10 protein-coding genes are annotated in these 12,907 nt (G+C 72.1%); 5 read left to right on the forward strand and 5 right to left on the reverse strand.

Features of this window, described 5'->3' with window-relative positions:
- The first annotated feature begins 1 nt into the window (after position 1).
- From AB0O53_RS13065 to AB0O53_RS13075, 3 genes are all read left to right on the forward strand, one after another.
- The gene (locus tag AB0O53_RS13065) at positions 2 to 1,144 is read left to right on the forward strand and encodes an acyl-CoA dehydrogenase family protein (RefSeq protein WP_350992090.1); all 1,143 of its coding nucleotides are present in this window, start codon (positions 2 to 4) and stop codon (positions 1,142 to 1,144) included.
- Between the two features lie 123 nt (positions 1,145 to 1,267).
- Complete coding sequence (locus AB0O53_RS13070) at positions 1,268 to 2,482, forward strand: acetyl-CoA C-acetyltransferase (protein ID WP_365195152.1); 1,215 nt, start codon at positions 1,268 to 1,270, stop codon at positions 2,480 to 2,482.
- Positions 2,483 to 2,526: 44 nt separating this feature from the next.
- Entirely contained in the window at positions 2,527 to 4,698 is a 2,172-nt protein-coding gene (locus tag AB0O53_RS13075) for a 3-hydroxyacyl-CoA dehydrogenase NAD-binding domain-containing protein (protein WP_365195155.1), read from the forward strand.
- A 67-nt stretch (positions 4,699 to 4,765) separates the two neighbouring features.
- Here AB0O53_RS13075 and AB0O53_RS13080 read toward each other — a convergent pair whose 3' ends face one another.
- The 3 genes from AB0O53_RS13080 to AB0O53_RS13090 form a co-directional block, all read right to left on the reverse strand.
- Entirely contained in the window at positions 4,766 to 5,440 is a 675-nt protein-coding gene (locus AB0O53_RS13080) for a maltokinase N-terminal cap-like domain-containing protein (protein WP_365195158.1), read from the reverse strand.
- Positions 5,441 to 5,507: 67 nt separating this feature from the next.
- Positions 5,508 to 5,960, reverse strand: coding sequence for an SRPBCC family protein (locus AB0O53_RS13085; protein ID WP_350991470.1), 453 nt, complete (start codon positions 5,958 to 5,960; stop codon positions 5,508 to 5,510).
- Between the two features lie 294 nt (positions 5,961 to 6,254).
- Positions 6,255 to 6,983 carry a MerR family transcriptional regulator gene (locus tag AB0O53_RS13090; protein ID WP_350991472.1) on the reverse strand — a complete coding sequence of 243 codons (729 nt, stop codon included), beginning with the start codon at positions 6,981 to 6,983 and terminating at the stop codon, positions 6,255 to 6,257.
- An 85-nt stretch (positions 6,984 to 7,068) separates the two neighbouring features.
- Between AB0O53_RS13090 and AB0O53_RS13095 the strand changes: the two genes are divergently transcribed.
- Entirely contained in the window at positions 7,069 to 8,910 is a 1,842-nt protein-coding gene (locus AB0O53_RS13095; protein ID WP_350991474.1) for an AMP-dependent synthetase/ligase, read from the forward strand.
- A gap of 63 nt (positions 8,911 to 8,973) precedes the next feature.
- Here the strand turns inward: AB0O53_RS13095 and sph are convergent, their stop codons facing one another.
- Positions 8,974 to 9,963 (reverse strand): sphingomyelin phosphodiesterase, encoded by a 990-nt coding sequence (gene sph, locus AB0O53_RS13100; protein ID WP_350991476.1) that lies wholly within the window; start codon positions 9,961 to 9,963, stop codon positions 8,974 to 8,976.
- Positions 9,964 to 10,093: 130 nt separating this feature from the next.
- On the opposite strand from sph, the gene AB0O53_RS13105 reads away from it, so the two are divergent.
- The gene (locus AB0O53_RS13105; protein ID WP_365195162.1) at positions 10,094 to 10,990 is read left to right on the forward strand and encodes an oxygenase MpaB family protein; all 897 of its coding nucleotides are present in this window, start codon (positions 10,094 to 10,096) and stop codon (positions 10,988 to 10,990) included.
- Positions 10,991 to 11,060: 70 nt separating this feature from the next.
- Here AB0O53_RS13105 and AB0O53_RS13110 read toward each other — a convergent pair whose 3' ends face one another.
- Entirely contained in the window at positions 11,061 to 12,623 is a 1,563-nt protein-coding gene (locus tag AB0O53_RS13110; protein ID WP_350991480.1) for a M1 family metallopeptidase, read from the reverse strand.
- Positions 12,624 to 12,907 lie beyond the last annotated feature (284 nt).

Below are 12,907 nucleotides of genomic sequence, written 5' to 3' on the forward strand. Positions count from 1 at the left end.
GATGCAACGCCGCATCTTCGACGCCGACCACGAGGCGTTCCGCGAGACCGTCCGCACCTTCCTCGCCAAGGAGGTGCTGCCGCACTACGAGCAGTGGGAGAAGGACGGCATCGTCAGCCGTGAGGCGTGGCGGGCCGCCGGCCGCCAGGGACTGCTCGGGCTCGCCGTCCCCGAGGAGTACGGGGGCGGAGGGAACAGCGACTTCCGCTACGCCGCCGTGATCGCCGAGGAGTTCACCCGCGCGGGTGCCCCCGGCCTGGCCATCGGACTGCACAACGACATCATCGGGCCGTACCTGACCTCGCTCGCCACCGAGGAGCAGAAGCGCCGCTGGCTGCCCGGCTTCTGTTCCGGCGAGACCATCACCGCCATAGCGATGACCGAGCCGGGCGCGGGCTCCGACCTCCAGGGGATCCGGACCACCGCCGAGGACCGCGGCGACCACTGGGTGCTGAACGGCTCCAAGACCTTCATCTCCAACGGCATCCTCGCCGACCTGGTGATCGTGGTGGCCAAGACCACCCCCGAGGGCGGGGCGCACGGCCTGTCGCTGCTGGTCGTCGAGCGCGGCGCGGAGGGTTTCGAGCGCGGCCGCAACCTCGACAAGATCGGCCAGAAGGCGCAGGACACCGCCGAGCTGTTCTTCCACGACGTGCGGGTCCCCAAGGAGAACCTGCTCGGCGAACTCAACGGCGCCTTCGTCCACCTGATGACCAATCTCGCGCAGGAGCGGATGGGCATCGCGATGGCCGGGATCGCCGCCGCCGAGCACCTGCTGGAGATCACCACCCAGTACGTGAAGGAGCGCGAGGCCTTCGGGCGCCCGCTGTCCAAGCTCCAGCACATCCGCTTCGAGATCGCGGAGATGGCCACCGAGGTCGCCGTCACCCGGACCTTCCTCGACCGGTGCATCACCGACCACTCGAACGGCGAACTGGACCACGTGCACGCCTCGATGGCCAAGTGGTGGGCCACCGAGCTGCAAAAACGCGTGGCGGACCGCTGCCTGCAGCTCCACGGAGGGTACGGGTACATGACCGAGTACCGGGTGGCCCGGGCCTTCACCGACGGCCGCATCCAGACGATCTACGGCGGCACGACCGAGATCATGAAGGAGATCATCGGCCGGTCCCTCCTCAGCTGAACCCCTCGCTCCGGCCCCTCGCCCCGCCCCCTCGCCCCGCTCTCCTGCTCCGCCCCTCGTCCCGCCCCGCGGCCCCGCCGAGGGCCCCTCCCGGACCTTCCAGCACACCGAAAGGCTTGACCAGTGAGCACCGAAGCTTACGTATACGACGCGATCCGCACCCCGCGCGGCCGCGGCAAGGCCAATGGCTCCCTGCACGGCACCAAGCCGATCGACCTGGTCGTCGGACTCATCGACGCGCTGCGCGAGCGCAACCCCGGCCTGGACCCCGCCACCATCGACGACATCGTGCTCGGCGTCGTCGGCCCGGTCGGCGACCAGGGCTCCGACATCGCCCGTATCGCCGCCATCGCCGCCGGGCTCCCGGACACGGTGGCCGGCGTACAGGAGAACCGGTTCTGCGCCTCCGGCCTGGAGGCCGTCAACCTGGCCGCCGCGAAGGTCCGTTCCGGCTGGGAGGACCTGGTCCTCGCGGGCGGCGTGGAGTCCATGTCCCGCGTCCCGATGGCCTCGGACGGCGGCGCCTGGTTCGCCGACCCGATGACCAACTGGGACACCGGCTTCGTGCCGCAGGGCATCGGCGCCGACCTGATCGCCACCATCGAGGGCTTCTCCCGCCGCGACGTCGACGAGTACGCGGCCCTCTCGCAGGAGCGCGCCGCCGCCGCGATCAAGGACGGCCGCTTCGCGAAGTCCGTCGTCCCGGTCACCGACCGCAACGGCCTGATCGTCCTGGACCACGACGAGTTCGTCCGCCCCGGCACCACCGCCGACACCCTCGCCAAGCTCAAGCCCTCCTTCGCGGACATCGGCGAGCTCGGCGGCTTCGACGCGGTCGCGCTGCAGAAGTACCACTGGATCGAGAAGATCGACCACGTCCACCACGCGGGCAACTCCTCCGGCATCGTCGACGGCGCCTCGCTCGTCGCGATCGGCTCCCGCGAGGCGGGGGAGCGCAACGGTCTCACCCCGCGCGCCCGGATCGTCTCGGCGGCCGTCTCCGGCTCCGAGCCCACCATCATGCTCACCGGCCCCGCCCCGGCCACCCGCAAGGCCCTCGCCAAGGCCGGTCTGACCATCGACGACATCGACCTGGTCGAGATCAACGAGGCCTTCGCCGGCGTCGTCCTGCGCTTCGTCAAGGACATGGGCCTCTCCCTCGACAAGGTCAACGTCAACGGCGGCGCCATCGCGCTCGGCCACCCGCTCGGCGCCACCGGCGCGATGATCCTCGGCACGATCGTCGACGAGCTGGAGCGCCAGGACAAGCGCTACGGGCTCGTCACCCTCTGCGTCGGCGGCGGCATGGGCGTCGCCACCATCGTCGAACGCCTCTGAACCGTCCTGTATCCCCCGACCCCTCCGACACGGAAGTAGCGAACATGAGCGAGTCCACCACGATCCGCTGGGAACAGGACGAGACCGGCGTCGTCACCCTGGTCCTCGACGACCCGGGCCAGTCCGCCAACACGATGAACCAGTCCTTCAAGGACTCCATCGCCGCGGTCGCCGACCGCGCCGAGGCCGAGAAGGACTCCATCCGCGGCATCATCTACACCTCCGCCAAGAAGACCTTCTTCGCCGGCGGAGACCTCAAGGACATGATCCGGCTGCGCCCCGAGCACGCACAGCTCGCCTTCGACACCGGCACCGAGATCAAGCGGTCCCTGCGCCGCATCGAGACCCTCGGCAAGCCCGTCGTCGCCGCCATCAACGGCGCGGCGCTCGGCGGCGGTTACGAGATCGCCCTCGCCTCCCACCACCGCGTCGCCCTCGACGCGCCCGGCTCCAAGATCGGCCTGCCCGAGGTCACCCTCGGCCTCCTCCCGGCGGGCGGCGGCGTCACCCGCACCGTACGCCTGATGGGCATCGCCGACGCGCTGCTGAAGGTGCTGCTCCAGGGCACCCAGTACAGCCCGCAGCGCGCCCTCGACAACGGCCTCGTGCACGAACTGGCCGCCACGCCCGAGGAGATGCTGGCCAAGGCCCATGCGTTCATCGACGCCAACCCCCAGTCGCAGCAGCCCTGGGACGTCCCCGGCTACAAGATCCCCGGCGGTACGCCGTCCAACCCGCGCTTCGCCGCGAACCTCCCGGCCTTCCCGGCCAACCTGAAGAAGCAGCTGAACGGGGCCCCGTACCCGGCGCCGCGCAACATCCTGGCCTGCGCCGTCGAGGGCTCCCAGGTGGACTTCGAGACCGCGCTGACCATCGAGGCCCGCTACTTCACCGAGCTGGTCACCGGACAGACCGCCAAGAACATGATCCAGGCGTTCTTCTTCGACCTCCAGGCCGTCAACGCCGGCCGCAGCCGCCCGCAGGGCATCGAACCGCGGCGGGTCCGCAAGGTCGCCGTCCTCGGCGCCGGCATGATGGGCGCCGGCATCGCCTACTCCTGTGCCCGCGCGGGCATCGAGGTGGTCCTCAAGGACGTCACCGCCGAGGCCGCCGCCAAGGGCAAGGCGTACTCCGAGAAGCTGCTCGACAAGGCGCTGTCGCGCGGCCGGACCACCGAGGCGGCGCGCGCCGAGCTGCTCGCCCGGATCACCCCGACCGCCGACGCCGCCGACCTCGCGGGCTGCGACGCCGTCATCGAGGCCGTCTTCGAGGACACCGCCCTCAAGCACACGGTGTTCCAGGAGATCCAGGACGTCATCGCGCCCGACGCCCTCCTGTGCTCCAACACCTCGACCCTGCCCATCACCGGGCTCGCCGAGGGCGTCAAGCGGCCCGCCGACTTCATCGGACTGCACTTCTTCTCGCCCGTCGACAAGATGCCGCTCGTCGAGATCATCAAGGGGGAGCGGACCGGGGACGAGGCCATCGCCCGCGCCTTCGACCTGGTCCGCCAGATCAACAAGACCCCGATCGTGGTCAACGACTCGCGCGGCTTCTTCACCTCACGCGTCATCGGCCAGTTCATCAACGAGGGCGTGGCGATGGTCGGCGAGGGCATCGAGCCCGCCTCGATCGAGCAGGCCGCCGCCCAGGCCGGCTACCCGGCCAAGGTCCTCTCCCTGATGGACGAGCTCACCCTGACGCTGCCGCGCAAGATCCGCAACGAGAGCCGCAAGGCCTTCGAGGCGGAGGGCCGCACGTGGACCGAGCACCCCGCCGACACCGTCATCGACCGGATGGTCGACGAGTTCGGCCGCCCCGGCCGCAGCGGCGGCGCCGGCTTCTACGAGTACGACGAGTCCGGCAGGCGTGCCGGCATCTGGCCGGGCCTGCGCGAGCACTTCGCCACGCCGGGCCACGAGGTCCCCTTCGAGGACATGAAGGAGCGGATGCTCTTCTCCGAGGCCCTGGACACCGTCCGCTGCCTCGACGAGGGCGTCCTCACCTCGGTCGCCGACGCCAACATCGGCTCCATCATGGGCATCGGCTTCCCGGCCTGGACCGGCGGCGTGATCCAGTACATCAACGGCTACGAGGGCGGCCCGGCCGGCTTCGTCGCCCGCGCCCGCGAGCTCGCCGGGAAGTACGGCGAGCGGTTCACCCCGCCCGCCTCCCTCGTGGCGAAGGCCGAGCGGGGCGAGACCTACGCCGACTGAGCATGTGCGTACGGACGCCCCGGCCTGCCCGCCCCTTCGGGAGCGGGTAGGCCGGGGCGTCCGCCCTCTAGGCCTTCTCCGCGCGCAGGACCGCGAACACCCCGCGCTGCTCGGCGCCGTCCGCGTCCGTCCAGCGGGTGAGCAGCTGCCCCAGGGCGGACCCGTCGGTGACGGCGGGCCCGGGGGTCAGCACGCGCGACAGGGACAGGGCGAGGGGCAGGGCCGGCTCCCGTCCGGCAGGTCCGACGCCGACGACGGTCGCGTCGGAGGCGTCCGTCACCGCCCCCGGCCCGAGCAGCCCCGCGGGCACGCCCGCATCCCCGGCGAGCACCTCGACCGTCGGGTCGGGGGCGTCGCTCGCGTTCTGGTCCTGGGCGGTCGTACGGCCCGCCAGCAGAGCGAGCAACTGCTCGACCAGGACGACGTCGTGGGCCCCGTCGTAGATCCAGCGGCGGCCCAGCACACCGTGCTCGGAGGTGCCGATCAGGCCGTCCGCGGCGGATGCCAGGGGCGCACCGCGGTAGGTCATCGGGACCTGGTAGGTGACCGGGGAGTCGCCGGAGGTGTCGGTGACCACCATGAACTCGATGCCCACCTCGCCCTCGGGGTCGTCGAGCCGGAAACCGCCGGCCTTGGTGAGCAGCGGCGCGTCCCCACCCCGGTACCAGGGCTTCGACGGCATCCAGGCGGCGAGGAGTTCGAGCTTGCCGGGCGACATGGTGGTGCGGTGAATGACTGCCATGATCGTCAACCTACCCGGGCGGCGCGGGCGTTGACCTGCGGCACGGCCGGGCCCTGCCCGGCCCGGGTCACGCGGGTGCCGTCACGGGGTGTTCCCGGACGGCGATCCTGGCCAGCTTCGTCAGCATCATGCCGTTGCGCACGGCCACGAGGTAGTCCACCGGCAGTCCGTGCATACGGGTGCCGGGACCGCGCAGCGGATGCCAGTCGAGGGTGAAGAGCGTGTTCGCGCCCCACGGGGCCAGGTTCATGGCGATGCGGGCCGCGCCGAAGGGTTCGGCCCGCGCCTCCAGCTCCAGGCGCCGCTGGGGTTCGCAGACGCGGACGACGCACGTGTCGTCGAGGGTGAGCGGACCGACGCCGACGCGGACCCGCAGCCGGGCACCCACCTCGGGCCAGTGCGGATCCGCGGCGAGGACCTGCCGGGTGCCCGTCACCCACTCCCCGTAGCGGTGTCCGTCGGCCAGGAGGCGCCAGACCTCGGCGGGCGGGCTCAGGATCAGGCGGCGGTTGCGCGCCACGGCGGTCACGCTCCTTCCGGACGGTGGCCGGGCCGTCGCGCCGCCCTGCCCACCCCCAGCCTCCCGCCGTACGCCCGCCCCCGCAGTCCGGCAGACCCGAACGGCTGTCACGGCCGCCGCCGGGCAGCCCGGCCGGACCGGTGCAGGACCGGTGCAGGACCGGTGCAGGACCGGAGCCGGACCGGAGCCGGACCGGTGTGGGACCCCGGGCTTATCCGGAGCCGGACCCGGGTCCTGTCCGCAGCCGGACCCGGGCCGGAGCAGGGCTCGCCCCCCGACCCAGCCCGGAACCCGTCACCCCGGCTCCGAGACGAAGGCCGCCCGCAGCTCCTCCCGCAGCGACCGCTGGAACGCGGTCACCAGCGCCTGCACCACCATCGGCTGCATGTGCGCCGACAGCGCCTTCATCGACTCCACCCGCTCGGGATCGCTCTCGCCCTCCGTGAACGGCCCCCACACCTCGTCCCGGAACAGCGCCGTCAGCTCGTGCGCCGCCGACCGCGTGTGCTCCACCAGCACCGTGCGCGCCGCCAGGATCGTCTCGTGCGCGATCGGCACGTCGAGCAGCGCGACCCCCAGCCGCAGCAGCCCCACGTCCACCCGGAACCCGTCGCCCGAGGCGGCCAGCACGTTCATCGCCGTCAGCCGCCGCACGTCGGTGTCCGACAGGCTCCGCCCGGCCCGCTTCTCCAGCTCCTCCCGCGAGACCTCCCGGGCCGCGTCCGGGGCCCAACTGGCCACCATCGCCCGGTGGATCGCGAGGTCGTGCGCGCTCAGGTCGTCGGGCAGCGCGTCCAGGTACCGCTCGATCGCGGACAGCGTCATGCCCTGGTGCTGCAGTTCCTCGATCAGGGCCAGCCGCGACAGGTGCTCCGGCCCGTAGTGCCCCACCCGACGCGGACCGATCACGGGAGGGGGCAAAAGCCCGCGGGTGCTGTAGAACCGTACCGTGCGCACGGTGACGCCCGCCCGGGCCGCCAGCTCGTCGACGGTGAGCATCGGCTCGGGTGCCTGGTCGGCCATCGTCTGCGCCTCGCTCTCTGCTCCACAGCTTGGGTTCAACAGTATTGCTGTCGCACCAACGATGTGAAACGGCCAGGAGCTGCCCATGACCACGAACCTGCGACTGCCCGGACGACCCGAAGAGATCACCTTCTCCACCCTGCTGGCCCGCAACGCCGCCGAGCACGGGGACCTCCCCGCCCTCTCCTGGCGCACCGGCCCCGACGCGGCCGGGTGGACGACGCTCACCTGGAGCGAGGTCCGCCACAAGGTCGCCGTCCTCGCCGCCGGCTACGCGGCCCTCGGCGTCGGGCGCGGCGAGCACGTCCTGATGATGATGGGCAACCGCCCCGAGCACTGGCTCAGCGACCTCGCCCTCTTCCACCTCGGCGCCGTGCCCGTCACCGTGTACGGGACCTCCGCGCCCGAGCAGATCGCGCACATCGCCCGCCACAGCCGGGCCCGCGTCGCCGTCGTCGAGGGCGCCCGCGAACTCGCCCGCTGGGAGCCGCTGCTGGACGCCGCCGACGTCCCCCTGGAGCGCCTCGTCGTCGCCGAGGCCGCGGACGCGGGCCGCCACGGCACGTACGGCTCCCTCTACGCGAGCGGCGCCCGGATCCACCGCGCCGACGCCTTCGAGAAGGCCTGGCAGGAGACCCGCCCCGAGGACCCGCTCACCGTCGTCTACACCTCGGGCACCACCGGAGACCCCAAGGGCGTGCGCCTGACCCACCGCAACCTGATCCTTCAGGCGGTCCGCCTCGACCGGGGCGTGGACCTGCCCGAGCACGCCGAGCACATCTGCTACCTGCCCTTCGCGCACATCGCCGAGCGGGTCCTGGGCATCTACCTGCCCCTGCTGCGGGCCGCGCACGTCATGCTGTGCGCCGATCCCACCGCCGTCTCGGCGGCCGTCCGCGAACTGCGCCCGGTGCAGTTCTTCGGGGTCCCCCGGGTGTGGGAGAAGCTCGCCGCCTCCGTCCGCGCGGTCCTCGCCCAGCTCCCCGAGGAGCAGCGGGCCGCCATCGAGGCCGCCAACGACCTCGCCCGCGCCCGGGCGGGCCACCACGAGCGGGGCGAGGAGGTGCCGGCCGACCTCGAAGCCTCGTACGCCGCGGCCAAGGAACGGACGCTGGACCCGCTGCTGCGGCTGGCGGGCATGGACCGGCTCGCGTGGACGGCCAGTGCCACCGCGCCGATGCCCCTCGACGTCGTCCGCTTCTGGGCCGGCTGGGGCATCACGATCATGGACGCCTGGGGGCTCACCGAGACCTCGGGCGTGTGCACGCTCAACAGCCCCGGGGGCTTCCGGCTGGGCTCGGTGGGCCGCCCGATCGAGGGGCTGGAGCTGCGGATCGCCGAGGACGGGGAGGTCTTCACCCGCGGTGCGACCGTCTTCGGCGGCTACCTGCTGCCGGACGGCTCGGTGGAGAGCGCCTCCGACGCACTGGGCTGGTTCCCCACGGGGGACGTGGGCCGGATCGACGAGGACGGCTTCCTCTGGATCACCGACCGCAAGAAGGAACTGATCATCACGTCCACGGGCAAGAACGTCTCGCCGGCGCTGGTGGAGAACACGGTCAAGGAGCACCCCCTGATCGGCCAGGCCCTGGTGCACGGCGACGGCCGCTCCTACCTCGTCGCCCTGCTCGTCCTGGACGCCGAGCTTGCCCCGGTCTGGGCGGCCGCCCGGGGCATCGAGGCGGGCTCGGCGAGCGCGCTCGCCGAACACCCCGCGGTCCGGGAGGAGATCGCCCGCGCGGTCGAGGCGGCCAACGCCCGGCTCAACCGGACCGAGCAGATCAAGCGCTACCGGCTGCTCACCGAGGAATGGGGCCCCGAGACGGGCGAACTCACCCCCTCCCTCAAGCTCCGCCGCCGGATCGTCCGCGACAAGTACGGCGCCCTGATCGACGGCCTGTACGAGGAGCCGCACGAAACGGCGTGACCCGAACGCCCCTGCCGGCGGGCGGTGTTCGCGCCCACCGGCAGGGACGGGGGAGCCGGCGGGTCAGCGGCCGATCAGCGGGTAGTGGTCGCTGAGGTTGGTGTAGGTGTAGGAGGTGCCCCAGCTGGAGACCGTCCAGGGCGCCGACTCCTCCTTGACCACGTTGTTCTCCCAGCCCGCAGGGCGGGCGTTGCCCTTGCGGTAGAGCACGTAGTCCAGGTCCTCGCGCGGGTCCGTCGGGTAGCGGTACTTCGCTATCGAGTTCAGCGCGGTGTCGAAGGAGTACGGGTGGCCCGTGCGCGTGTCGGAGTCCGCCAGGTCGGCGTTGGCGAGCATGCTCGCGTACTCGGGGGTGCGCGAGTCGACGTTGAGGTCGCCCGCCAGGATGACCTGCTCGTTCGCCGGGATGTTCTTGCCGTCCAGGAAGGCGTCGACGGCCCGGAACTGGCGGGCGCGCATCTCCGCCGCCTCGCCCGCGCCGCAGCCCGGGTCGGTGGACTGCGCGTGCGTGCCGACCACGTGCACCTTCGTGCCGTTCACGTTCAGCACGACGTAGGCGAAGCCCTTGTTGGACCACCAGTCCGCGCCGCAGGCGTCCTTGTAGACGTACTGCTCCTTGCGGACGATCGGCCACTTGCTGAGGATCGTGACGCCGCCGTCCTCCGGGGTGGTGGAGGAGTAGGAGCCGCCCGTGGCGTCCCAGCCGCTCTTGCTGCGGCCGACGACCGGGGTCTGGTACGGGTACTGCGCGGCGGAGTTCGCCTTCAGGGCGTCCGAGGAGCTGTTGTCGAAGGCCTCCTGGAGCACGACCACGTCGTGGCCCTTGTAGAAGGAGGTCTTGGGGATCTCCGCGGCCCGGTGGTCCTGGCCCCAGTTCGGGTAGAGGTTCTTGCTCATCAGGAACACGTTGTACGACAGGACGCTGAGCCGGGGGGCGGCGGCGTTCTCCGCGGCCGTGGCGGCGGGCGCGGTGGTGGTGGCCAGTGCGCCTGCGGCGACCGCGGCGACGGCCGTGGCGGCGGCGCGGCGCGAGCGGGTCGTGGAAAGCAGCATGAAGGTCTCCGTCATTCCTGCGGGGGAAGATCGACGCCGTCATACAAGCAGCAGCAGTTACCTCTGGGTAACACCCGTGCAGAGACTTTCTGTCCGCCAGACGGCCGTCCGGTGCTCGCATACTTGTCATATGACGAAGACGGACTCGGCACACCCCACCGGACCTGCGGCCACGCGCCGCACCGACCCCGAGCCGCCCCCGCCGGGCGGGGTGCTGTGGACCATCGCCGGCGACGTCCGCGCGCTGCTGATGCTGCCCGCCGCCTTCACGATGCAGGTCGCGCACCCGGCCATCGCGGCCGGCGTCGACGAGTACTCCGTCTTCCGCACCGACCCCTGGGGCCGCGGCGAGCGCTCCCTGCGCTCGGTCCAGCTGTGGGTGTACGGCGGCGAGGGCGCCGCCGAGGAGGGCCGCCGGGTCCGCCGCCTGCACAAGGACATCCAGGGCACCGACACCCGCGGCCGGCGCTACCACTCCCTCGACCCCGCCTGCTACGCGTGGGTCCACGCCACCGGCTTCCCGGTCTACCTCTACGCCGGGCGCTACCTGCTGCGCCGCTTCACCCCCGCCCAGGAGCAGCAGCTCTACCGCGAGTGGCTCCAGGTCGGCCGGATCCTCGGCCTGCGCGACCGGGACATGCCGCAGACCATCGAGGAGTACTGGACCTACTGGGGCCGGATGCTGGCCGAGGAGATCGGGCCCACCGCGGTCGCCCGCGAGCTGGTCGCCACCGACGTGCCGCTGCCCCGGCCCGAGGGCGGCCCGCTGCCCGTACGGCTGCTGCTGCGGCTGACCTGGCCCGCGCTGCGGGCCGCGTTCCTGCGCCTGCGGGCCTTCGTCACCGCCGGGTACATGCCGCCCGAGGCGCGCGCGGCGATCGGGCTGGAGTGGAGCCCGGCCCAGGAGCGCAGGCTCCGCCGGTTCAGCACGGCCGTGCGGATCCTCGTACCGCTGCTGCCCGAGCGGCTGCGCTACCTGCCGATCGCCTACCGGGCGCGGGCCGCCTGGCACGCGGGCCGCTGCTGACGGCACCCGGTGCGTGCGCGGCCCCCGCGGGATGCGGGGGCCGCGTACGGGGCGCCGGGCCGGTGCGGACTCAGTGCCGGTGGCCGGGACCGGAGCCGTGCTCGGTGTCGTGGATCGTGTTGGTCTCCGCGATCTTCTTCCAGGACTTGGGCTCCGCGGCGGGCTTCGCCGGGGCGGCCTGCTGCGCCGAGCGGGCCGAGGGCCCCGCCGCCGACGGCTTGGCCGCCGACGGGTTCAGTGCCGAGGCGGCGGGCTTGCCCGGGGTGTACAGCCAGGTCTCGAAGAGCTGCGCGAGGGGCTTCTTCGAGACCTTCTCGGCGTACCGGACGAAGTCCCCGACCTTGGCGTTGCCGTAGGCCCGCTCGGTCGGCCAGCCCTTGAGGATCTCGAAGAACTTCTCGTCGCCGATCTCGTTGCGCAGCGCCTGCAGGGCGATCGCGCCGCGGTCGTAGACGGCCCCGTGGAACTGGTTCTCCGGACCGGGGTCACCCGGCTTGACCTGCCAGAACGCGTCCTCCGCCGGGCGCAGGGAGTAGGCCCAGTCGGCCAGCTCCTGAGCGGTGCCCTCGCCCTCCTTCTCCGACCACAGCCACTGGCTGTAGCGGGCGAAGCCCTCGTTGATCCAGATGTCCTTCCAGCCCTCCACGGACACGCTGTCGCCGTACCACTGGTGCGCCAGCTCGTGCACGACCACCGAGACGTTGGCGCCGTTGCGGAACTGGGCCGGGCCGTAGAACGGCCGCGTCTGGGTCTCCAGGGCGAAACCGGCGGTCACGTTCGGCACGTACCCGCCCAGCGCGTTGAAGGGGTACGGCCCGAAGACCCCCTCCAGCCACTCGGTCACCTCGCCGGTCCGCTCCACGCTGGCGCGCGCCGCGCCCGCGTTGTCGCCGAGGTCCTTGCTGTACGCGTTGAGGATCGGCAGTCCGCTCGCCGTCCTGTCGGTGGTGATGTCGAACTTGCCGACGGCGAGGGTGGCCAGGTAGGTGGCCTGCGGCTTGTTGGAGCGCCAGTTGTACCGGGTCCAGCCGAGCCGCGAGGTCTGCGACTGCAGCACGCCGTTGCTGATCGCCTGGGTGCCGTCGGGAACGTTGACGGACACGTCGAAGGTGGCCTTGTCCAGCGGGTGGTCGTTGCTCGGGAACCACCAGACCGCCGAGTCCGGCTCCTGCGCCGCGACCGCGCCGTCGGGCGTGCGCTGCCAGGCCGTCCAGCCGTCCACCTTCAGCTCCGAGGGCTTGCCGGCGTACGTGACGACGACGGTCAGCGGCGTGTTGCGGGCCAGCGGCTTGGCCGGGGTCACCTCCACCTCGTGGTCGCCCGACGTGGCGAACTTCGCCTTGGCGCCGTTGACCCGGATCTCGCTGACCTTCAGGCCGAAGTCGAGGTTGAAGCGCGACAGGTCCTGCTTGGCGGTGGCGATCAGCGTCGCGGTGCCCTCCAGCAGGTCCGTGGCCGGCTGGTACTTCAGGCGCAGGTCGTAGTGCGACACGTCGTAACCGCCGTTGCCGCTGGCCGGGTAGTAGGGATCGCCGATACCCGGGGCGCCCGGACCGGAACTCGCCGCCGACGCCGGGATCACCAGCAGGAGGGAAGCGGCGAGCACGCTCGGGACGATGACTTTGCGGTGCACGAATGACTCCAAGTGGTAGGGGAGACAGCTCGGTTCAAGGTCGTCGCTCGACCGTATTCACCCCTGGCCGCTCAGGTCATGTCCATGGCCCCTGCTGTCACACGATCGCCATTCGGCCGTCACGCGTACGCCCGCGGAACGCTGCCGGCACCCTCCGCGAGGGGTGCCCGCAGGGCTCTGCCCGCCCGCGGCGCACCCGCCCGGCCTGCGGTCCGGCCGCCCGGGGGCCTCCGCTGCGCCGGCCCGGACCGGCCCCGAGGGCGGCGCCGAGCGGCCCGCCCGGC

The organism is Streptomyces erythrochromogenes, from assembly GCF_040684695.1.
Lineage (GTDB): Bacteria > Actinomycetota > Actinomycetes > Streptomycetales > Streptomycetaceae > Streptomyces > Streptomyces erythrochromogenes_C.

Coding starts and splice junctions, on each gene's coding strand:
- AB0O53_RS13065 (WP_350992090.1), top strand. CDS start 2: ATGCAACGCCGCATCTTCGACGCCGACCACGAGGCGTTCCGCGAGACC.
- AB0O53_RS13075 (WP_365195155.1), top strand. CDS start 2,527: ATGAGCGAGTCCACCACGATCCGCTGGGAACAGGACGAGACCGGCGTC.
- AB0O53_RS13080 (WP_365195158.1), bottom strand. CDS start 5,440: ATGGCAGTCATTCACCGCACCACCATGTCGCCCGGCAAGCTCGAACTC.
- AB0O53_RS13090 (WP_350991472.1), bottom strand. CDS start 6,983: ATGGCCGACCAGGCACCCGAGCCGATGCTCACCGTCGACGAGCTGGCG.
- AB0O53_RS13095 (WP_350991474.1), top strand. CDS start 7,069: ATGACCACGAACCTGCGACTGCCCGGACGACCCGAAGAGATCACCTTC.
- sph (WP_350991476.1), bottom strand. CDS start 9,963: ATGCTGCTTTCCACGACCCGCTCGCGCCGCGCCGCCGCCACGGCCGTC.
- AB0O53_RS13105 (WP_365195162.1), top strand. CDS start 10,094: ATGACGAAGACGGACTCGGCACACCCCACCGGACCTGCGGCCACGCGC.